At 63.5% G+C, this 21252-nt stretch carries 20 protein-coding genes; 5 read left to right on the top strand and 15 right to left on the bottom strand.

Annotated features, from left to right (window positions below; translation table 11 throughout):
- Window position 1: 1 nt before the first annotated feature.
- The 9 genes from USDA257_RS12530 to USDA257_RS12490 form a co-directional block, all read right to left on the bottom strand.
- Window positions 2-1036 (bottom strand): proline racemase family protein, encoded by a 1035-nt coding sequence (locus USDA257_RS12530; RefSeq protein ID WP_041415191.1) that lies wholly within the window; start codon window positions 1034-1036, stop codon window positions 2-4.
- An 11-nt stretch (window positions 1037-1047) separates the two neighbouring features.
- On the bottom strand, window positions 1048-2523 hold the full coding sequence (locus USDA257_RS12525; protein WP_014763330.1) for an aldehyde dehydrogenase family protein: 1476 nt from the start codon (window positions 2521-2523) through the stop codon (window positions 1048-1050).
- A gap of 40 nt (window positions 2524-2563) precedes the next feature.
- Window positions 2564-3811 carry an NAD(P)/FAD-dependent oxidoreductase gene (locus tag USDA257_RS12520; RefSeq protein ID WP_041415189.1) on the bottom strand — a complete coding sequence of 416 codons (1248 nt, stop codon included), beginning with the start codon at window positions 3809-3811 and terminating at the stop codon, window positions 2564-2566.
- Between the two features lie 36 nt (window positions 3812-3847).
- Entirely contained in the window at window positions 3848-4882 is a 1035-nt protein-coding gene (locus USDA257_RS12515; RefSeq protein ID WP_014763328.1) for a proline racemase family protein, read from the bottom strand.
- A gap of 84 nt (window positions 4883-4966) precedes the next feature.
- On the bottom strand, window positions 4967-5845 hold the full coding sequence (locus USDA257_RS12510; protein ID WP_014763327.1) for a dihydrodipicolinate synthase family protein: 879 nt from the start codon (window positions 5843-5845) through the stop codon (window positions 4967-4969).
- 29 nt (window positions 5846-5874) lie between these two features.
- Entirely contained in the window at window positions 5875-6540 is a 666-nt protein-coding gene (locus tag USDA257_RS12505) for an amino acid ABC transporter permease (RefSeq protein ID WP_014763326.1), read from the bottom strand.
- 10 nt (window positions 6541-6550) lie between these two features.
- On the bottom strand, window positions 6551-7213 hold the full coding sequence (locus USDA257_RS12500; protein ID WP_014763325.1) for an amino acid ABC transporter permease: 663 nt from the start codon (window positions 7211-7213) through the stop codon (window positions 6551-6553).
- Window positions 7214-7222: 9 nt separating this feature from the next.
- Window positions 7223-8002, bottom strand: coding sequence for an amino acid ABC transporter ATP-binding protein (locus USDA257_RS12495; RefSeq protein WP_014763324.1), 780 nt, complete (start codon window positions 8000-8002; stop codon window positions 7223-7225).
- A 75-nt stretch (window positions 8003-8077) separates the two neighbouring features.
- Window positions 8078-8911: a substrate-binding periplasmic protein gene (locus USDA257_RS12490; protein ID WP_014763323.1), complete on the bottom strand. Its 834-nt coding sequence runs from the start codon at window positions 8909-8911 to the stop codon at window positions 8078-8080.
- 202 nt (window positions 8912-9113) lie between these two features.
- Between USDA257_RS12490 and USDA257_RS12485 the strand changes: the two genes are divergently transcribed.
- The 5 genes from USDA257_RS12485 to USDA257_RS12465 all read left to right on the top strand — a co-directional run bounded on the left by USDA257_RS12485 (window position 9114) and on the right by USDA257_RS12465 (window position 13431).
- Window positions 9114-9833: a GntR family transcriptional regulator gene (locus USDA257_RS12485; RefSeq protein ID WP_014763321.1), complete on the top strand. Its 720-nt coding sequence runs from the start codon at window positions 9114-9116 to the stop codon at window positions 9831-9833.
- Window positions 9833-10600, top strand: a complete 768-nt coding sequence (locus USDA257_RS12480; RefSeq protein WP_014763320.1) for a pyrroline-5-carboxylate reductase — start codon at window positions 9833-9835, stop codon at window positions 10598-10600. Before USDA257_RS12485 ends, USDA257_RS12480 begins: the two co-directional genes overlap by 1 nt.
- Before the next feature lie 201 nt (window positions 10601-10801).
- On the top strand, window positions 10802-11353 hold the full coding sequence (locus USDA257_RS12475; RefSeq protein WP_014763319.1) for a Spy/CpxP family protein refolding chaperone: 552 nt from the start codon (window positions 10802-10804) through the stop codon (window positions 11351-11353).
- Window positions 11354-11483: 130 nt separating this feature from the next.
- The gene (locus USDA257_RS12470; protein ID WP_014763318.1) at window positions 11484-12182 is read left to right on the top strand and encodes a response regulator; all 699 of its coding nucleotides are present in this window, start codon (window positions 11484-11486) and stop codon (window positions 12180-12182) included.
- Between the two features lie 4 nt (window positions 12183-12186).
- Entirely contained in the window at window positions 12187-13431 is a 1245-nt protein-coding gene (locus USDA257_RS12465; protein WP_041414150.1) for a sensor histidine kinase, read from the top strand.
- A gap of 80 nt (window positions 13432-13511) precedes the next feature.
- Here the strand turns inward: USDA257_RS12465 and USDA257_RS12460 are convergent, their stop codons facing one another.
- From USDA257_RS12460 to USDA257_RS12435, 6 genes are all read right to left on the bottom strand, one after another.
- Window positions 13512-14324, bottom strand: a complete 813-nt coding sequence (locus USDA257_RS12460) for a TIM barrel protein (RefSeq protein ID WP_041414149.1) — start codon at window positions 14322-14324, stop codon at window positions 13512-13514.
- Window positions 14321-15130, bottom strand: a complete 810-nt coding sequence (gene iolB / locus USDA257_RS12455; RefSeq protein WP_014763315.1) for a 5-deoxy-glucuronate isomerase — start codon at window positions 15128-15130, stop codon at window positions 14321-14323. Before iolB ends, USDA257_RS12460 begins: the two co-directional genes overlap by 4 nt.
- A gap of 13 nt (window positions 15131-15143) precedes the next feature.
- Complete coding sequence (gene iolD, locus USDA257_RS12450) at window positions 15144-16985, bottom strand: 3D-(3,5/4)-trihydroxycyclohexane-1,2-dione acylhydrolase (decyclizing) (protein ID WP_014763314.1); 1842 nt, start codon at window positions 16983-16985, stop codon at window positions 15144-15146.
- Window positions 16982-18895: a bifunctional 5-dehydro-2-deoxygluconokinase/5-dehydro-2-deoxyphosphogluconate aldolase gene (locus USDA257_RS12445; protein ID WP_014763313.1), complete on the bottom strand. Its 1914-nt coding sequence runs from the start codon at window positions 18893-18895 to the stop codon at window positions 16982-16984. Before USDA257_RS12445 ends, iolD begins: the two co-directional genes overlap by 4 nt.
- A gap of 179 nt (window positions 18896-19074) precedes the next feature.
- Window positions 19075-20016, bottom strand: a complete 942-nt coding sequence (locus USDA257_RS12440) for a sugar phosphate isomerase/epimerase family protein (protein WP_014763311.1) — start codon at window positions 20014-20016, stop codon at window positions 19075-19077.
- A gap of 57 nt (window positions 20017-20073) precedes the next feature.
- Window positions 20074-21246: a Gfo/Idh/MocA family protein gene (locus USDA257_RS12435; RefSeq protein WP_014763310.1), complete on the bottom strand. Its 1173-nt coding sequence runs from the start codon at window positions 21244-21246 to the stop codon at window positions 20074-20076.
- Between the last annotated feature and the right edge of the window lie 6 nt (window positions 21247-21252).

The following is a 21252-nucleotide window of genomic DNA, read 5'->3' as shown; positions in this document are numbered from 1 at the left end:
TTCAGCCCAGTACATCGACCTGCGGTCCCCAGCTGTCGGAGAGCGCAAAGCCGCTTTTGAACGGATCGTCGTCGGAGAGGCGAAGCTGCTCGCGGCCATAGATCCAGCCGCGCCCGGTGATCCGCGGCAGCACGGCCGGGCGTCCGCCCACCTCGGTGACGCCGATCGCCTCCGCCGTGAACTCGCCGCCGATGATCGACCGCGAGGTTCGCCTGTCCCCGATCCCTATTTCGCCGCGTGCGTAGAGGGTCGCCAGATTTGCGGAGCTGCCGGTGCCGCAGGGAGACCGGTCGACCCGGCCCGGCTTCAACGTCGTGCAGGTGCGCACCGCGCCGTCCGGCTCCTGCCCGCGGAACATCACGTAGGCGATCTCATTGACGCCGGTGAGTTCCGGATGCTTCACCGTCACCTGATCGGCCAGCAGCGACTTCAGCTCGATTCCGGCTTCCGCCAGATAACGCGCATTGGCCGGGGCGATCTCGCTGCCGACCAGATCGACATCGACGATCGCATAGTAGACGCCGCCAAAAGCGATATCGGCCTTGATGCGCCCCCAGCGCGGCGTCTCGATGTCCCGATCCAGCGCCTCGGCGAAACTCGGCACATTGTCGAGACTGACCGACAGGCAGCGTTTCTCCCGGCACGTGGCGCGGGCAACGATCAGTCCGGCCGGCGTGTCGAGGCGGACGATCGTTTCCGGCTCCTGCATCGCCACCCGTCCGCTCTCGAGCAGGGCGGTAACGACGCAGATGCAATTGCTGCCGGACATCGGGTGGGCACGATCGGCCTGCAGCACGATGAAGCCGGCATCGGCATCGGGCCGCGTCGGCGCGACGAGCAGGTTGACCGACATGGCGACGCTGGCCCGCGGCTCGAAGGTCACGAACCGGCGGAGACTGTCATCGACCTGGTTGATGTGGTTCATCTTGTCGAGCATGGTGGCGCCAGGGATTTCCGGCGCGCCGCCGATGATCACCTTGCCGATCTCACCCTGGCAATGGACCAGAAGCAGGTCGAGCGTCCGGTCCCAGTTCATCGGGCTTCCATTCATTTGATGTACCAGCCCCATTTCTCGCCGGAGGCAAAGCGGGTGATCTGCTTCGTCTCGAGATAGTTTTCGAGACCCCAGCGGCCGAGCTCGCGCCCGATGCCCGATTCCTTGTAGCCGCCCCAAGGCGCCTCGGTGAAGGTCGGCTGCGAGCAGTTGATCCAGACGATGCCGGCGCGGAAGGCGCTCGCGACCCGTTCGGCACGGACATCGTCCTTCGACATCACCGCGGCGGCAAGACCGAAGCGGGAATCGTTGGCAAGCTCGATCGCTTCCTCTTCGGTCGAGAACGGCCGGATGCAGACGACCGGGCCGAAGATTTCCTCCCGCCAGGCGTCGCTCTCCAGGGGCACGTCGGTCAGGATCGTCGGCTCGAGATAGTAGCCGGTCTCGAAACCCCCAGGCCGCTTTCCGCCGCAGGCGAGGGTTGCACCGGCGGCTTTCGCCGCCTCGATCGCCGCGACGACGTGCTCGTGCTGGCGCCTGGAGACCAGCGGCCCGAGCAGCACGCCGTCCTCGAGGCCGTCGCCGATCTTGATCTTCTTCGTCTCGTCTACGAGCCGCGTCAGCAGGCGGTCGTAAATCCGTTCCTGGACGAGGACGCGTGATGTCGCCGAGCAGACCTGGCCCTGATTCCAGAAGATGCCGAACATGATCCATTCGACCGCCTCGTCGATGTCGGCGTCATCGAAGACGACGAAGGGCGACTTGCCGCCGAGTTCGAGGCTGACGCGCTTGATGTCGCGGGCCGCCGCCGCCATGATCTTCGAGCCGACCGACCCGGAGCCGGTAAACGCCAGCTTGTCGACGCCCTGATGATCGATGATCGCCTGCCCGGCGATCGAGCCGGAACCGGTCACGATGTTGAGGACGCCCGGCGGCAGGCCCGCCTCATCTGCGACCGCCGCGAGTTCCAGCGCCGTCAGGGACGTGACTTCGGCCGGCTTCAGCACGACGGTACAGCCGGCGGCAAGCGCCGGCGCCACCTTCCAGGCCGCCATCAGCAGCGGATAGTTCCATGGGATGATCGCACCGGCGACGCCGATCGGCTCCTTGACTGCCTTGGATGTAAAGCGGGCGTCGGGGAGCGCGATCGGCTCTTCCGGGTTGTTGTCGAGCTGTTCGGCAAGTCCGGCATAGTAGTCGAAGCAGCCGGCGGCGTCGGCGGTGTCCCAATCCGCCTCCGGAAACGGCTTGCCATTGTCGATCACCTCCAGTCGGGCGATTTCCGCCTGTCGGGCGCGGATGCCTTCGGCGATGGCGCGGAGGTATTTTGCTCTTTGTGCACCCGACAGCTTCGGCCAACCATCCTCGTCGAAGGCACGGCGTGCCGCCTTTACCGCGACGTCGACATCTTGCGCCGTTGCAGCGGCGATCTTGTGGATGACTTCCTCCGTCGCCGGATTGATGACGTCGAACGTGCTGCCGTTTGCGGCCGCCGTCCATTTTCCATCGATATAGAGTTCGCTGCGCATGGTTCTCTCCAATCGTTGCTGTCGGTGATCGGCTCTGCTGTCAGAACCGATCCACGCGGTATGCTTTGAGATCGATCGGCGGATTGACGCCGGTCACAAGGTCACCAATCAGCCGCGCGGTCGTCGCCGCATAGGTGAGGCCCAGATGTCCGTGGCCAGTGGCGTAGAAGACACCGCGGTGTTTCGCGGAAGGGCCGATGATCGGCACCGTATCGGGAAGCGCTGGCCGGTGACCCATCCACTCCGTGGCCTTCTCCGACCGAAGCTCCGGCAGCGCCTCCCGGGCCCGCTTGACCAGCACCTTTGCCCGCCGGTAATCCGGCGCAGTGTCGAGCCCGGCCATCTCCACCGTGCCGCCGACGCGGATGCCGCCCGCCGTCGGCGTCACCATGAAGGCACGCGCCGGCCAGATGATCGAGTGGCGCATCGAGATGCCCGGCGCCATGATCTGGGTGTGGTAGCCGCGCTCGGTTTCGAGCGGCATCGGCTCTCCGAGAATGCGCGACAATTTACCGGTATAGGCGCCGGCTGAAAGCACGGTTTGAAACGCTGCGATCGACCGACCATCCTTCAGGCGGACGGCCTTGACGCGATCGCCCTCGTCGAAGCCGACCACCTCGCCTTGCTCGATCCTGCCGCCGAGCGCCAGGAATTTCTCGCGCAGTTTCAGGAGCAACCGGTAGGGGTCGCTAATCGAGCGGTTTTCGGGAAACAGCACCGCTTTGGCGATCTTCGAGGTCAGGGCGGGTTCAAGATCGCGAATGGCGTTGCCGCCGAGGACTTCGTGGCGGAAACCGAAACGCTCAAGAACCTCGATATGCTCCCGGTCGGCGCTGAACTCGGCCTCATCCGCATAGAGGCTGAGGCATCCCTCCTCGGTCAGCATGTCCGTTAGATTCGCCTCCTGCAGCAGAGGCATCAGGTCTTCGTAGACGCGGCGACACAGCACGGCACCAGCCGCCTCCAATTCCTTGACCCGGGAGGGGCGGCTCGCTTCCAGAAACCGGAGGAACCAAGGCACGAGCCTCGGCATATAGGAGGGCCGGATACGCACCGGTCCTTCCGGGTCGATCAGCCATTTCGGCATTTGCGCCCAGACCGACGGCCGAGAAGCGGGCATGAACTCGGTGACCGCGATCGACGCCATATTGCCGTAGGAGGCGCCCTCGCCGCAGGGATCCCGCTCGACGAGAACGGCGGCTTTCCCGCGACGCTGCAGCTCGTAGGCGATGGTCGTGCCGATGATGCCGGCGCCTACGACCACGACATGGCCCTCATTATCGCTCATCATTTCTCTGCTCTCGGAGGGCGCTTGCTGCGGCGTTCAAACTGTGGTCATCCAGGTGTCGGCCACCGTGAAGCCCTCGGGATAGGGATCCGTCGGGTCCATGCCCATCTGATAGAGACCGGTGATCCAGGCCTGACCGGCGATCGCCGGGATGACGGCGTCGTACGTCCCGACCCTCGTCACGCCGTCGATGTTGCAGATGAAGCGGCTGCCGGTGATCGACCCGTGGATGAGCGTTTCGTCAGGCCGGATCCGACCCTGGGCATGAAGCAGCGCCAGCTTCGCCGATGAGCCGGTCCCACAGGGCGAGCGATCGCAACGCCCCGGCGAGACGACCACGCAGTTTTTCGAAATGAGCTGGCCATGCTCGCGCCGAAGCGGCCCCATGAACTCGGTGTTGGTGATTCCGGGTATGGCCGGGTTCTCGGGATGCTCGACAGCCAGCTGCTCGGCGGCTGCGAGCTTGAGCTTCTGTCCAACCTCGCAGAGGTCGCGGGCTTCCGAGGGGTCGATCGAGAAGCCGAGATCGGCGGCGTTGACCATCGTATAGGTCATGCCGCCATAGACGATGTCGACCCGAACGGTGCCGAGACCCGCGACTTCGATGTTGGCGTCCAGGTGATAGCAAAAAGCCGGCTGATTCACGAGCCGAACGCTCGTCACCTTGCCGTTTGAGCATTCGCAACGCACCTTGATCAGGCCCGCCGGCGACTCGAGCGTCACTTCAGTGATGGGCTCCCGCATCGGCAAAATTCCGGTCTCGAGAAGCACCGTCGCCACGCACATCGTGTTCGAACCCGACATAGCCGGGTATTCGGTCGTCTCGAGGATGACGTATCCCATGTCGGCTTCGGGGTGATTGGAGGGGAGCGCGATATTGGCATTGTGCCAGACCGCGCCGCGCGGTTCGAACAGGACCATCTTGCGGATGTCGTCCATGTGGGTTTCGAGATGAACCCGCTTGTCGAACATGGTTTCGCCGGGAACCTGACCGACGCCGCCGACGATGACCTTGCCGCTTTCTCCTTCGGCGTGGCAATCGACGACGGACAGGACCTTGCTGAAGCGCATCTGTCTAGCTCCATAGCCACGGATAAGTCGTAGACGGGCCGCTGCCCTATTGCCGAACGGCCGGGAAACGGTGCTTTCACAAGATCACCAGTTCAGGATCGGCTGCATCGCCGCGCGGAACTCGGCCTTTTCATCGTCGGTCAGCGGTCCGAGCGGCGCGCGGCACTCACCCACGGGCAGGCCTTGAAGCTCGCAGCCATACTTGATCTTCTGTACGAACTTGCCGCTTTCGAGGATATTCATCGCCCGGTAGAGCGTTTTCATCTGCGCACGCGCCTTGTCCAAATCGCCGGACTTGAACGTTCGGTCGAGATCGCAGCACGCCTTGGCCATGCAGTTCGACGGCCCGCAGATCCAGCTTTCGGCGCCCCAGAACATGAAGTCGAGGGCGATGTCATCCGACCCGGAAACCAGTTGAATGCGTCCTTCGTAGCGGCTGGCGATGTCGATCGCGCGCTGCAAGACCCCCGAGCTTTCCTTGATCCCGATTACGCGCGGATTGTCGGCGAAATGGTCCAACAACTCGAAGCTGATGTCCGAGCCATCCTTGGCCGGGTAGGAATAGAGGACCAAATTCACATCCACGGCACCGAGCACGGTTTCATAATGCCGGATCAGTTCGGCTTGCGTGGGCCGGGTGTAGAAGGGCGGCGCCAGCAGGACAGTGTCGTAGCCGATTTCCTTGGCGATCGCCGTCTGCTCGATAACCTCGCGGGTGGCAGGCGCATTGGTGCCGGCGATCAGGATTTCGCCCGGTTTGGCGAAGTCCTTGACGAATTGCAGCACGTCGCGGCGCTCTTCCTTTGACTGGCTGAAATACTCTCCGGTCGAGCCGTTTGGAACCCAGCCGGTGACACCGGCCTCCCGCAGATGTGCCAGGAGCTTTTCAAACGCCTTGAAGTCGATCCGGTTGTTCTGATCGAAGGGGGTGATGAGGGCGGGCATAACGCCAGAGAGTTTCATGGGAAGTTCCTTTTCAAATTCGGCTGCGATCAGATCGCGAGTTTGGCAAGCACGCGCCGCTCGACGAGCGTCACGGCACGGGTGAGCGGAAAGGCGATGAGGAAATAGATGAGGGCGACGACGGTCAGCACCTCGATCGGGCGCGCCGTGTTGTTGGAAATGTTCTGGCCGACGAACATCAGGTCGGCCATGCCGACGGCGGAGACGAGCGCGCTTTCCTTGAACAGGCTGACGCAGTTCGACAGCAGCGTCGGAACAGCGCGCAGCACCGCCTGCGGCAGGATCACGTTCGTCACCTGGGCGCCGCGCGGCAGGCCTAGTGCAACGCAGGCGTCGAGCTGTTCCGGACCGATGGACTTGAGCGACGCCCGGAAGGTCTCGCTGGTGATCGCGCCCATATAGAGCGTCAGTGCGATCACCCCGGAAGTGAGATTGGAGAGCTCGACTCCGAGAACCAGCGGCAGGCAGAAGAAGATCCAGAAGAGCTGGACGAGTACCGGCGTGCCGCGGAAGAACTCGACATAGACGCTGGAGACAGCGCGCAACAGGGCACTACGCGATGTCCGGGCGAGGCCGATGAGAAAGCCGAGGCTGCAGCCGAGCACGACGCAGATCAGCGTCAGCTTGACCGTCGTCCAGAGACCGAGCGCGAGCGCCTCCTGGAACCGAAAGATGATGGAGAAATCGAGAGCCATGGTCATCTCCTCAGCTCATCATCAGCTGGCGGCGGCGTTCCAGGAAGCCGACGATCTGGCTGACGGGGAAGGAGACGGCAAAATAGACGAGCGCGACGATGGTGAAGGTCTCGATCGGCCTATAGGTCTCCGTCGCAAGCGTCTTGGCCTGGTACATGAGGTCCTGTACGGCGACGATGGCAACCAGCGCGGTCTGCTGGAAGATGCCGATGCCGTTGGTGAGCAGGACGGGGATCGAAGCCCGAACCGCTGTAGGCAGCACGATATAGAGGGTGCGCTGCAGCGGATTGAGACCAAGTGCGATACCGGCATCGAGCTGCTCGCGCGGCACCGCCTGGATCGCCGCGCGATAGGCTTCGGCGTTGAAGGCCATCAGATTGAGGCCAAGCGCCAGGATGCCCATCGTCATCGAGCCGAGGAAGACATTGAAGAGCATCGGCACGCAGTAGAAGAACCAGACGATCTGGACGATTGCCGGCGTGCAGCGGAAGAATTCGACGAAGAGCATGGCCGGCAGCCGGATCGGCGCAAAGCGGCTCATGATGAGGAGCGCCAGCGGAAAGCCGAGCACGACGCCGATCAGATTGGCGGCGATCGTCAGCTCAAGCGTGACGAGGAGCCCTTCAAGCAACGGCCCGAAGGAGATGGACTGGAAGTCGAAGGAATATCCCATCTCCCCCTCCTAGTGCCGGATATGGAAGACGCGGTCGATGAAGTCGCGGGTGCGCTCTTCCTTGGGAGAGCCTAGCACCTGCTCGGGCGGTCCGTCCTCGACGACCACGCCGCCGGCGCAGAAAATGACGCGCGAGGCGATGTTCTTTGCAAACCACATGTCATGGGTGACGATCATCATCGGCATGTTCTGGGCGGCAAGCTGCAGGATGACCTGCTCGACCTCGGCGACGAGTTCGGGATCAAGCGCCGAGGTCACCTCGTCGAACAGCATCAGCTTCGGATCGAGCATGAGGGCGCGGGCGATCGCCACCCGCTGTTTCTGGCCGCCGGAGAGTTGCGCCGGATAGGCATTCGCCTTGGCGCCAAGGCCGAAGCGTTCGAGGAGCGACTGGGCGCGTTTGGTGGCGCTCGCCTTGTTTTCACCGCGCACCTTGCACGGCGCGAGGATCAGGTTCTGGGTGACGGTGAGGTGCGGGAACAGCGTATAGTGCTGAAACACCATGCCGATCGAGCGCCGCACCTCGGTGTCGATCTGGGTTTTCTTGTCGGCGCCATCCGACGAGATATAGGGCTTGCCGCCGAAGCTGATCGAGCCGCTGTCGATCTTTTCGAGACCCATCACGACGCGTAGCAGCGTGCTCTTGCCGCCGCCGCTCGGGCCGATGACCACGACTCTTTCGCCAGGCTTCATTTCGATATCGAGCCCTTTGAGAACCTGGATATGCGGCCCATAGCTCTTGTGCAGGGCCTGAATTTTGACAAGGGGAGCACTGAAGGTCATGGTCATCGCCGATCTCGCTGGTCAAAAAGAAGGGATGAGAGTGGCCGGGCGATCGTTATCCCGCGCCCGGCCCGGCTGTCGTCACTGCGCGCCCTTCAGCACCTCATCGACAGCCTTGCGGATCAGTTCTTCCACGTGGCCCGTCGCGACCTTTTCCTCCAGGAAGATGTTCACCACCTCCACGTCGGCTGCCGACAACTGATGCGGCAGGCCGAAGGCGACGCCCTGCTTCGCCAGCGCCGGCGTCGGATTGAGCGAGACTGCCCAGTCGGGGTTGGACTGGGTGAAAAGCTGATTGGTGTCCGACGCGTCGACAAGGATGTCGGCCCGTCTGGAGACCACCGCCAGGCGCGTCTCGTCATTGCCCGGCAGCCGCAGGATCGTGGCGTTTTTCACCGCAGACGAGATCGCCTTGTCCTGGGCCGTTCCCGACATGACCGCCAGCGTCACATCCTTTTTGTCGATGTCGGCGACCGATGTCGCTCCGGCCGGGATTTTCGGGTTTTCCTTATTATAGGCGAGCGAGATCTGGTACTCCATCGCCGGTACGGAGAACTGAACGGCCATGGCACGCGCCGGCGTCCTGTTCAGCGCCAGCGACAGGTCCCATTTTCCTGCCTGCAGACCGGCAACGATGTTGTCCCAGGTCGTATCGACGAATTCCGGCTTGACCTTCAGCGCATCGGCAAATTCACGACAAAGATCGGCGAAGAATCCGGAATATTCGCCGCTCGCGGGATCGCGCATGACATAGGGCGGAGCCACAGCCGCGCCGCAGCGAAGGACACCCGCCTTCTGCACGCCCTGCCAGTAGCCTTCGGCGGTCTGGGCGGATGCAGCGGTGGTCGAAAGGCCAGCGATCAGGGCAAGCGCAGGCAGCGCCCGCAGGACGGGCGAAAGCATCTTCGAAAGCATCGTCATTTCCTCTGTTTGACGGGCGCGCGCTGCGCGCGGTTCCTCTCGTCGGCTTCGAGCCGATCTTCGCTATTTTTGTCGTCTACGTGTCGACACGAATATTTATGTCGTCTACGTGTCGACAAAGTCAAGAGGAAAAATTACATTGTCGAGGGCGCGGTTTTCTGGCCCTATGGGTTCAGCATCGGAGAAAGCGAGCCAAGTGTCTGACGAAATTGAAATGAAACGGGCCAGGGGCACTGGCTGGAAAAACGTCTACGAGACGTTGCGCAATGAAATCCTGGCGCTGACGCTGGCTCCCGGCCAACTCCTGGACGAGAGCACGCTCGCCGAACGTTTCGACATGTCTCGCTCGCCCGTTCGCGAGGCCCTGATCCGGCTCGCAGGCGAGGATCTTGTCGTTACCCTTTCCAATCGCAGCACGATCGTCGCACCGATCGAGGTGGCGACCTTCCCGAAATATGTCGAGGCGCTGGACATCGCGCAGCGCATGAACACCCGCCTTGCCGCGGAGCTGCGCACCGAGGCGGACTTGAAGGCGATCGCCAAGCGCCAGAAGGAATTCGAGGCGGCCGTCAAGACCAGCGATCACCTCAAGATGTCGGAAGCCAACAAGCAGTTCCACATGGCGATTGCCTATGCCGGGAAGAACCCCTACCTCACCTCGTTCTACGAGCGGCTGCTCAATCAGGGTCAGCGCATGCTCCATCTCCACTTCGAGTATCTGGAACGCACCCACGAAGGCTATCTTCTGACCGACGAACACAACCTGATGCTCGAAGCGATCCGGACGAAGAATGTCGATCTCGCCGACGAGCTGGCGCATGCCCATACGCGGCAGTTCCAGCAGAACTTCATCAACTTCATGCGCGAGAACTACACGACGGACGTCTCGCTCGCGCGGCGGAAGGCAGCGGAATAATGCGCATAGGTTTTGTCGGCACAGGGACCATTACCGAGGCGATGGTGACCGGGATCGTCACCTCTGGGTTCGACATCACGGAGATTGTTGTCTCGCCGCGCAATCGGGAGATCGCCGCCCGGCTCGCAAACCGGTTTCCGGCTGTGCGCATCGCCAAGGATAACCAGGAAGTGGTCGGTTCCGCAGACGTCCTGTTCCTGGCGGTCCGTCCGCAGATTGCGGAGGAGGTAGTCAGCGGACTTAAATTCCGAGCGGGCCAGACGGTCGTCAGCGTCATAGCGGCGACGGACCGCCCCAGGCTTCTAGGTTGGATCAAAGAAGAGGTGGACCTCACCCAGGCGGTTCCCCTGCCCTTTGTCGCCGAGCATCAAGGCGTCACCGCGATTTATCCGCCCAATCCAGCAATTGCCGTTATCTTCGCGGCGCTTGGCACCGCCGTCGAATGCGACACGAAAGAGGAATATGACCTCCTCGCAGCCGCCAGCGCGCTGATGGGCACCTATTTCGGCATCCTCGACCGGGCAACCGGATGGCTGGCCGAGAAGGGCATGGCGCGCGAGAAAGCACGCGCCTATCTCGCGCCACTCTTTGCCAGCCTGGCGCAGACGGCGGTCCAGGCCCAACAGACGCCCCTCGACGACCTGAGGCGCGAGTTTTCGACGGTTGGCGGCTTGAATGAGCAGGTATTCGACGAGTTCGAGCGCGGCGGCGGAAGCCGGGCGCTGACCGATGCTCTTGAAGCGGTGCTCCGCCGCGTAAAAGGATAGCGCATCAGGCGACCACCCGCTCCGCGGAGCGAAAGTTTCCTGGACTTCACAGCGCATGTCGCCCTCCCAGTGATGCTGAGCGGCCGCGACGCCAACGCTATGGCTTCACATTTCTTTACGTTCACCCGGAAGGCTCGAAACGTTACCCGGTTAGGCTCTCCTCCATTGCAGCAGGTGCTGCGGAGTGAAAGGAGACTGACTATGGAAAACGAGGACAAGAACCTGTCGAGCCCGACCACCGGCCAACCCGCTTCGAAAGGATGGGGACGGCGCGCCGCGATCGGCGGCCTCGCAGCAGTCGGTGTCGTCAGCGCGGTCGGTTTTGCAGCCGCGCGCAACGACGATTTCGGCTTCGGCATGGGCCGTTTCGGCATGGGCGGCCATGTGATGCACGCGCATATGGGAGGTGGTGGTTTCATGGAACGGCGGATCGGCTCCATGCTTGACGAACTTGATGCGACGCCTGAGCAGGAAGACAAGCTTTGGGAGATCATCGACAAGGCGCGCACCGATGTCAGACCGACCTTGCGGGACTTCCGCGAGACGCGCGAGGAGGTTATCGAACTCCTCGGCGCGGCGACCATCGACCGCGCCGCCGCCGAGAAACTGCGCAGCGAACGCATCGCGGCGATCGACGAGGCCTCGCGCAAGATGACGACTGCGCTCCTCGAGGCCGCTGAAGTGCTGACGCCGGAGCAGCGCACCCAGCTCGTCGAGCATTTGAAGGAGCGCAGGGGCTGCGGCCGGTGGTAAGACTGAGTCGGCTACTGCATGTCGCTCAAAAGTGAGCAGCGGTTTTGAGCGACATGCATAGAACGCAAAGACCCAAAGCGCGTTAGGTAGCTACGCGACGCGCTTTAGCCAGCTGATCGGAGCACAATAGATGGCAGAACGGGTGTTGATTGTTGACGACGACATGCGCCTGTCCGCCATGCTTGCCGACTATCTCTCCGGAAACGGCTACACCGTCCATACCGCGGCGACGGCCACGGCTGGGCTCACCGACCTCGGCCGGCGTGCGCCGGACGTCGTGATCCTCGACGTCATGCTGCCGGACCTTGACGGCTTCGAAACCTGCCGGCGCATACGGGCGGTCTCGGACGTACCGATCCTGATGCTTACGGCCAAAGGCGAAGAGACAGATCGCATCGTCGGTCTGGAACTCGGAGCCGACGACTATCTGCCCAAACCGTTCAATCCGCGCGAACTGCTGGCGCGGCTGAAGGCGATTCTGCGCCGCCGCAACGGCAGCGCGGCGGTTTCGCGGACCTTTCGCTTCGGACGGCTGGAGATCGATCCGGGATCTCGCTCGGTCAGGATCGACGGCCGCGAATGTGCGCTGACCAGCTACCAGTTCGACCTGCTTGTGGCGCTTGCCGAAAATGCCGGCCGAACGCTGTCGCGCGAGCAGTTGATGGACACCGTCAAGGGCGAGGAACTGGAAGCCTTCGACCGCTCGATCGACGTCCACGTCTCGCGCATCCGGTCAGCCATCGAGAACGATCCCAAGCACCCGAGGCGCATCATCACCGTACGCGGTGCCGGCTATGTCTTCGCCCGCTTCCAGGATGACGAGAGATAGAGCGATGCGCAGCCGGCTGTTCCTGAAAATCTACCTAACGCTGCTGGCGAGCCTTGCCGCGGTCGCCATCGCCAGCGCGGCCTTCGTTTGGCTGGGACAGGGCGAGGAGGATTTGAGTTGGCAAACCCAGCGGGCGCGGTTCGTCGCCGCGCTGATTCCGTCAGACATGGACCGCCGGTCGGTCGAGGCGACGCTGGAGCGGTTTTCACGGGCCTTCGATGCCGACATTGCAGTATATGATCCGAGCGGCAGGCTGATCGCCAGCGCCGGCCGGCCGCTCCCCCGCGACATTCTCGAGCGGCGCTGGCGCCGCGACGGAGGCGACGTTCACACCATGATGGCCGAGTTGCCCGACGGTCGCGCAGTGGCCGCGCGCATGGCGCGGCCTTTCCGTCCGTCGGCTCGCAATCCGCTCGCCTACTTGGCCTTGATCGCCGGCGTCATCGGGCTCGCCGCCTATCCGGTGGTGCGTCACCTGACGCGCCGGCTGGAGCGGCTACGCGCCGGCGTCGATGCCTGGGGTCGCGGCGATTTCGTCGCCCGCGTGCCGGCGAATGGCAGCGACGAGGTGGCGGCAGTGGCGAAGAGCTTCAACAAGGCCGCCGATCATGTCGAACGGCTGATCAAGTCGCACCGCGCTCTTCTCGCCAATGCCAGCCACGAATTGCGTTCACCGCTTGCGCGCCTGCGCATGGCAATCGACCTCTATGAGCAGGCGCCGGACGACAACCGCAAGGAGGAGATCGTCCGCAACCTCGCCGAACTGGACACGCTGGTCGAGGAAATCCTGCTGGCGAGCAGGCTCGACCATGTCGAGAAGCTCGACGCGCCCGAGCCGGTCGACTTTCTGGCCCTGGTCTCGGAAGAAGGGGCCCGCAACGGCGTCGATGTCTCCGGCACTGCCGCGACGGTCACGGGCGATGCACGCCTGCTCGGCAGGCTGGTGCGCAATCTCATGCACAACGCGCTGCGCCATGGCGGCCCGCCTGTTTCAGCCACCGTCGCGCAGGCAAGCAGTACCGTGGAACTCAGGATCCGCGACCACGGACCAGGCATACCCGATAGCGAGGGTGCCCGTGTTTTCGAGCCGTTCTACCGGCCCTCGGGACGCAGCGAGGCCGCGGGCGGCTGGGGCTTGGGGCTGGCGCTGGTGCGCCAGATTGCCGAGCGCCACGGAGGCGCCGTCCGTTACGAATCCCCACCGGGCGGGGGCGCCTGCTTCGTTGTAACGCTTCCAGCGCATCGATAGGCGGATCTGAAGCGTCGGAGTGCCTTTGTGGGAAGCACAGCGCCGCTATCATCAGTTGCTTCCCAGGCCCATCTCACCGTTCATTTCGACGCCAAATCGTCCTCGACGAATTCGAATGAACCGGCAATGTCCTTTGCCAGCGTGGGACTCCGCTGAACACTTGAATCGGTGCATTCGAAGGAAAATGTGCCGGCATATCCGGCTTCAAGAAAGGCCTTGATCTGGCCGGAAGTATCGCAGCGATCCCGTTCATCGACGAGCATGCGGTGTGCGTCGAGCCGTTCGTCCAGCGGCGGAAGCGGATCGGAGATTCCCGAGATATGGACCAGCGCGGTGTAATCGGGGAAGATCGGGCCGCCACCGGCGAGCGCATGCTGGAACGTGTCGTGCACCAGCTTGAACTTGGTCGGACCGCCCACCGCCTCGATTGCCTCGACAAGCTCGGCCTTGTCCCTAAGCGACGAGGTGGAAAATCCGATGGGCTCTATCAGAGCGAGGACTTTGCGTCCCTCCAGCAGGGGCAGGATCTCTCGCATAACGTCGCGCAGCACCCTCTGCCGCAGTCCGTTCTCGGTTCCTGTCCCGTCCACGCGTGGAATGAGACTGATCGTCTCCGCACGACATGCCTCTGCGGTATCGATGAGACCCTGAATAGAAGCCGCACGCACGTCTGACCAGTCGTTGAACGGATAGACCTCGCTCAGACCCAGGAGCCGGAGGCCCCTTGCGCGCGCCATGTCGCCGGCCTGGCGGGGTGCGATTCCGTCGAAGAATGGCCGCCCGAGATCGTTGCGGGCCTCGACGCCCACGCAACCGAGGTCCTTTGCCAGATCGAGGAAGCCCTCGTAGGAAAGCTGACAGGCGGTCTTCTGGTTGAGCGCGCGACGAATCATTTCGCGTCTCGTTCCATGATCCATTCAACCTCGGGGGCTGCAATGAAGCGCCATTTGCGTACCGGGCCAGCCATGACATTGAGGTAATACATCTCGAAGCCGTAGGGCGCACCGCAGGGGTGGTGGCCGCGCGGCACCAGCACCACGTCGTGGTTCTTCACTGCCATGGTTTCGTCAAGTAGCCCGTCATCGGTGTAGACCCGTTGGATCCCAAAGCCGGAGGCGGGATTGAGCCGGTGGTAATAGGTCTCCTCGAGATAAGTGATGCGCGGGAAGTCGTCTTCGTCATGGCGGTGGCTCGGATAGGACGACCAGTGGCCCGCGGGGGTGAAGACCTCGGTGACCAGAACGCTATCGCAATAGTCCTCCGCCTCCATGGCTATGTTGTTGATATAACGCGTATTCGTCCATTTTCCGCGCTCGGTGAGCGTAATTCCGTCCGGCCCGATCCGCCGCGCCGGATGGCCGCCGGTGCCCGGAGCCGAGCACACCGCAATTGTACACCCGGTTTCCGCGACCGCCCGCCAGTCCGAGCCGTTCGGCACGTACAGGCCATGCGGCGGGATCTTCTCGAAGACATCCATCCGCTCGCCAAGCACACCCCAGTCCTGACCCGCTACGGTGAAGGCCGCCTTCCCCTCGACCATCACGAGGATCACCTCCCTGTCGCCCGTGACCTCGGCCGCTTGCTCGCCGGCGCGCAGGCGATAGAGCGAGAAGCCCACATAGCGCCAACCTGCCGATTGCGGCGAAATTTCGTGGACTTTGCCGTGGTTGCCGAAGGGTTTGCGCAGCAGATCGACCATCTATTCCTCTCCCTCAATCGAACGTCCGCTGATTGGCAGCGTTCTGATTGTAGTGCGCCCGGGCGCGTTCAAGCCGCTCCGGACCGCCGGCTTGCGGGACGGCGACGTCCCACCAGTGCCCCCCCGCACCGGTGCCGGGTACAGCGTCCGTGTCAATGACGATCACGCTCGGGATAGTCCGTCCACGCGCCGCTACGATCCGTGCTTCGAGCTCCGTGATCGAGCCCACCTTCTCGGCATGCGCTCCCATTGCCGCGGCATGAGCGACGAAGTCTATCTCGGGCTGCACCTCGACATTGGAATCCTTGTACATGTTGTTGAACTCCGCCCCGCCGCATTCGATCTGCAGCCGGTTGATGCAACCGTAGCCGCGATTGTCGGTGAGCACTACGGTGAATGGCACGCGGCGCATCACGGCGGTGGCAAGCTCCGAATTCGCCATCATGTAGGAGCCGTCACCGACAAAGCAGATCACCTCCTTGTCCGGGCGGGCGAGCTTGATGCCCATGGCCCCTGCTACCTCGTAACCCATGCAGGAATAGCCGTATTCCATGTGGTAGCCGCCGGCGGCCGCTTGCCAGAGCACCTGCAGCGCGCCGGGCATCGTGCCGGCCGCGCACATGACCACGGTCTTTTCGGTTGCCACCCGCTGCACCGCGCCGATCACCTGCGCGTCCGACGGCAGATTGCCCGCCCCGGCTGCCTCCGGCGCCGCCGTCACGCGTGTGACCGTCGCATGCCAATCCAGGCGCCTCTGGGCGTCGAAAGCGGGCGCGCGATATTCACCAAGCGCCGCGCTCAGCCGCGCCAGCGTGACTTTGGCATCGCCGACACAGGGCAGAGCCCCGTGCTTCGTCGCATCATGCCCGGCAAGATTGATCGACATGAGCCGGCGGGCGGCGTTGCGAAACAGCGCCCAGCTGCCAGTGGTAAAATCCTGGAAGCGCGTCCCGACGCCCATCACCAGATCCGCCTCGGCGCAGAGCGCATTGGCCGAGGTCGAGCCCGTCACCCCGGGTGAGCCGAAGTTCAGCGGATGGTCCCAACTGTTCGCTCCCTTTCCCGCCTGCGTCTCGACGAAAGGAATGTTGTGCGCCTCGGCAAAGGCGATGAGGTCCGCCTCCGCCCGGGAATAGATCACCCCGCCACCCGAGATGATCACCGGGCGCTTCGCCGCCCGGATCACTTCGGCAAGATCCGCGACCTCGCGCGGATCGGGCTCTGGGCGGCGGATGCGCCAGACCCTCGGCTCGAAGAACGCCACTGGGTAATCATAGTCCTCGGCCTGCACATCCTGGCAGAAGGCGAGCGTGACCGGGCCGCAGATAGCCGGATCGGTCATCGTCGCGAGCGCCCGCGGCAAACAGGTCAGGAGATGCTCGGGCCGCATGATTCGGTCGAAATAGGCCGAGACCGGGCGGAAGCAGTCATTGGCGCTGACCGTTGCGTCGCCGAAATCCTCCACCTGTTGCAGCACCGGATCGGGGCGGCGGTTGGCAAACACGTCCCCGGGAATGAATAGCACCGGCAGCCGGTTTACGTGGGCAAGCGTGCAGGCGGTCACCATGTTCGTGGCACCGGGCCCGATGGAGGAGGTGACCGCCTGGGCTCGGGTGCGCTTCAGCGTTTTCGCATAGGCTATCGCCGCATGGGCCATCGTCTGCTCGTTCTGCCCGCGCCAGGTCGGCAGCGCCTCGCCGATCCCATGCAGCGCTTCGCCGAGCCCGGCCACGTTGCCGTGGCCGAAGATCGCCCAGACGCCGTCGATGAAGCGCTCGCCGTCCTCGGTCATTTGCACCGAGAGCCATTTCACCATGGCCTGCGCCGCCGTCAGTCGGATCGTTTTCATGTTCATGCCGCTGCCTCCTGCGCAGATGTGCGCGCCTCATCCCAGAGGGCGCAAAGACGCGCGTATCTTGCAATCATCTCTTCCACAGCACCCTCATCGCTCTGCCGCCCCTCGAACCAGTCACGTGCGACCGAGCCAAAGATCGTGCGGCCGACGGCAAAACCTTTGACGAGCGGAAAACGCGCCGCCACCGCGAAGCTGGCCTTGAGCACCGATTCCGGCGCATCGAGGCCCAGGACGACGATGCCGCGGGTGTAGGGGTCGCGTTCCTCAATGGCCGCGCAGACGCTCGTCCAGGCGTTTGCCTCTTCCATCGGCTCCAGCTTCCACCAGTCCGGATAAATCCCTTCGGCATAAAAGCGCCGGATAAGCGTGGCGACGGTGTCGGAAGCAACAGGCCCCACCTTCGAGGGAATGATCTCCAGCAGGAACTCCAGCTTGTTGCGACGGGCGGCGGTAAAGAGCCGCTTGACCTCCGCCAGCTGCGTCGCCCATATGGCGGGCGCGTCATCGGGATGGCAGAAGCACAGCACCTTGACCACGTTCTCGCGCGCCCATTCGGAAAGCCCGCCGCAATCGGGACCAAGCGCGGGCTCGAGGTTAAGCGGCCGCGAGCCCGGCCATTCACAGGGTCGCCCGATCCAAAGGCCCGTGCCGGAGGCCGCATGCAGCGCCCGCCGCCCGATCCGGTCGTCGCAGAGGATACCGTAACCGGGACGCCCGTTCTGCACACGAAGCGCTGCCTGGAGGCAGAGCTCCTTGAAGGCCCCGCCCTTGGAGGGCGTGTAGCCGGCAAGCGACTCGAGCTGCATCCGGTGGTCGAAGGCGAAGACCCGCATCTCCGGCCAGTCGCCGTGCCTGTTGGTCGACCAGTGCATCTGTTCGAGTTCGGCATCGTTCCTGAGGTCGGCCCGCGACATGCCGCGTTTCAGGAAGAAGTTCAGCTCTTCGAGCGAGGGGTAGGCCGGCGTGCAGCCGTGACGCGATACCGCAAAGGCTCCGCAGGCGTTCGCGTATTTCAGCGCAGTGGGCCAGTCCTCCCCGTCGAGCCAGCCCTTCAGGAGCCCCGAAAAGAAGCCGTCGCCCGCCCCCAGGACATTGAAGACCTCGACTGCAAAGCCCTCGCCGGAGACGCCTTCGTCGAGACTGTCCGGGATCTCCGTCTCGAAGGCGACCGCGCCCCTGGCCCCCCGCTTGCAGACGAGCGTGGCGGCCGAGACGGCGCGCACGGCGCGCAGCGCGGCCACCGTATCGGTAGTCCCGCCTGCAATGTGAAACTCTTCTTCCGTGCCGACGATCAGATCGAAGAGATGCAGCGTGGACTGGAGCTTCGCCGTCACCGCGCCGCTCTCGACGAACCGGCTCTCGCCGTCATCATGCCCGGCCACGCCCCAGAGGTTTGGACGGTAGTCGATGTCGAGCGCGGTCTTTGCCCCGTGCTTGCGGGCAAGATTGAGCGCCTTGAAAACCGCGGCCTCGGTGCGTGAATTCGACAAATGGGTGCCGGTTACGAGCACGGAGCGCGCCGACGCAATGAGCGCTTCGTCGATGTCCGCTTCGCAGAGCGCCATATCCGCGCAGTTCTCGCGGTAGAAAATGAGCGGAAAGCGCTCCTCGTCGCGGATGCCGAGGATAACGAGCGCCGTCAGCCGTTCGGGATCGGTCGCGACGCCGCGCGTCTCGACCCCGTGCCGCGCCAACTCCTCGCGGATGAACCGCCCCATATGCTCGTCGCCCACCCGGGTGATGAGCGCCGACCTCAAGCCGAGACGCGCCGCTCCGCAAGCAATGTTGGTCGGGCTGCCGCCGATATACTTCTCGAAGGATCCCATATCCTCGAGGCGTCCTCCGATCTGCGCCCCATAGAGGTCAACCCCCGCGCGACCGATCGTGATAACGTCCAATGATTTGGTCATGCTCTGTCCTCAAAATGCCGTGCGTTTTCAGAAACGGCCGGCTGGCCACGGGTCGTCGAGAATGGAGCCGCTGTTCGTGTCCCGTTCCTGTTCGATGGTGATCAAGCCGCCGCGGCCGGCCTCGATGGGCCGGACCGAAGCGGCGGGCGCGGGCAGCCGCCTGCCCGCGCGAAAGGCTCTCAGCGGCTGATCGTTGCCTGGAGGGCGTCGATGGAGGACTGGATGCCGGCCTCTGTAGACATGGTGAAATCTTCCATCTCGAGGCTGACCCAGCCGTTGTAGCCGCACATGCGGACGACGGAGAAGAACTCCTTCCACCATTGCAGATCACGGCCCGCCCCGACAGCAACGTAGTTCCAGCTGCGGTTGGCGACGTCGGTCACATCCTTCAGTTCGAGAAGGCCGTTCACATCTGCAAGTCCCCGCTCGATGCGGGTGTCCTTGCCGTGGCAATGGTGGATCGCATCGCCCAGCGCGCGGGCGGAGGCGATCGGATCGGCGCCCATCCACATCAGATGCGAGGGATCGAGATTCATGCCGACCGTTGGGCCGACTTCATTGCGCAGGCGGAAAAGGGTCTCGGGGTTCCACACGAGCATGGCCGAGAAGTTTTCGAGCGCGTATTTTTCGACGCCGGCCTCCTTGGCGAGCTTCACCAGATCGTGCCACAGCGGGAAAGCACGGTCTTCCCATTGGTAGCGATCGCGCTCTGGCATCTCGTCGGGCCAGCTCTTGGTGTAAACGAGCCAGTTGGGGACCATGTCGCCCGGTGTCGCTTCCGGCAGGCCGGACATCGTCACGATGGTCTTCACGCCGATCTCGCCGGCGAGACGGATGGTCTGCTCCATCTCTTTGCGGTGACGCTTGCCCATATCGCCCGGATCAAGCGGGTTGGCCGAGCAGTTAAGCGCGGCGATCTCCAAGCCGCGCGCTTCGATTTCCGTGAGCTTGGACCTCAGGAGCCCCTTATCGGCCAGGAGCTCGTCGGCGCGGAAATGCGGTGCGCGCGACCAACCGCCGCCGGTCATCTCGATGCCCTCGACGCCGAGTTTGACGCATTTGTCGAGCATATCGGTGAAGGAGAGATCTCCCATCACATCGGTGCAGATTGAAAGTTTCATGTTTGTCTCTGTCCAAAAAAGGGGGGCGCCGGAAAGCGCCCCCAGGCGGGGAGGAACTTATTCGAAATCAACCCAGGCGGAGCCGGCGTCAGCCGAGCGGACGCAGTTCTCCAGCCAGCGGACACCTTCCGTCCCGGCCTTGATGCCCGGATAGTGGTGGGTCTTCAGGAAGGCTTCGTTGGCGCGATTCTTCGCGTCGATCGCTTGCGCGATCCACAGATAGATATTGGCCCAGCTGTCGCCGAGGCCTTCGGTATGCAGCGCGCCCATGCGATCGACGGCGAGGCTCTCTTCCTCGAGATAGGGCATGCCGTGATGCAGAGTGCGGTTCGGCTCGCCCTGCACTTCGTAGATCAACTGATCGGGATGGCTGTCGGACCATTCGATCGAAGCCTTCGAGCCGACGAAGCGGTAGCGCTGCGAACCCATGTTGCCGGCGTTTACGGAAGACACCCAGAGACGGCCGCGGGCGCCATTGTCGTAATGCATGAGAACGGTTGCATGGTCTTCAAGCGGCGCCCGCGTCGGGATGAAGGCCTTGCGGTCGCAAAGCAGCTTCTCGATCTTCAGATGCGGCAGGACGATCTCGGAAAGATAATAGAGATGCGTGCCGATATCGCCGAGCACGAAGGTCGGGCCGGCGGTCTTGGGGTTGGTGCGCCATTTCACAGCCTCGCCGGCACCGACGTCGTCGCCCGAGTTGAAGCCATGGGTATACTGCATGTCGACGATACGGATGTCGCCGAGCATGCCCTTCTTGACCATGGCGGCCATCTGGTGAACCAGCGGATGACCGGTGAAGCCGTAGGTCACGCCGACGATCAGGCCCTTTTCTTCGGCGAGCTTCGCCACCTCTTCGCATTCGGAAACTGTGAAGAACAGCGGCTTCTCGCAGATCACATGCAGACCCGCTTCCAGGCATGCCTTGGTGATTTCGTAATGGGTGAAATTTGGCGTGGCGATCGAGACGACCTCGACGCCGTCCTCGCGCGCCGTCTCCTTGGCGATCAGTTCCTTGTAATCGGCATAGCAGCGGTCCGCCTCGACCCCGAGATTCACGCCGAAATCGCGGCCTCGCTCGGAGTCGAGATCGAACGCGCCGCACACCAGCCGATAGGCACCGTCACGCAGCGCCCCGGTCCGGTGCTTGTAGCCCACCTGCCCGGTACGGCCGCCGCCGACCATGCCCCAGCGGAGCGGCCGTTCGATCAGTCTTTCTCCATTCAACATTATTTG

The organism is Sinorhizobium fredii USDA 257 (assembly GCF_000265205.3).
In the GTDB taxonomy this organism is placed as follows: domain Bacteria; phylum Pseudomonadota; class Alphaproteobacteria; order Rhizobiales; family Rhizobiaceae; genus Sinorhizobium; species Sinorhizobium fredii_B.
Note: the sequence above shows the minus strand (reverse complement) of the source record. Positions and strands in the feature narration are given on the sequence as shown.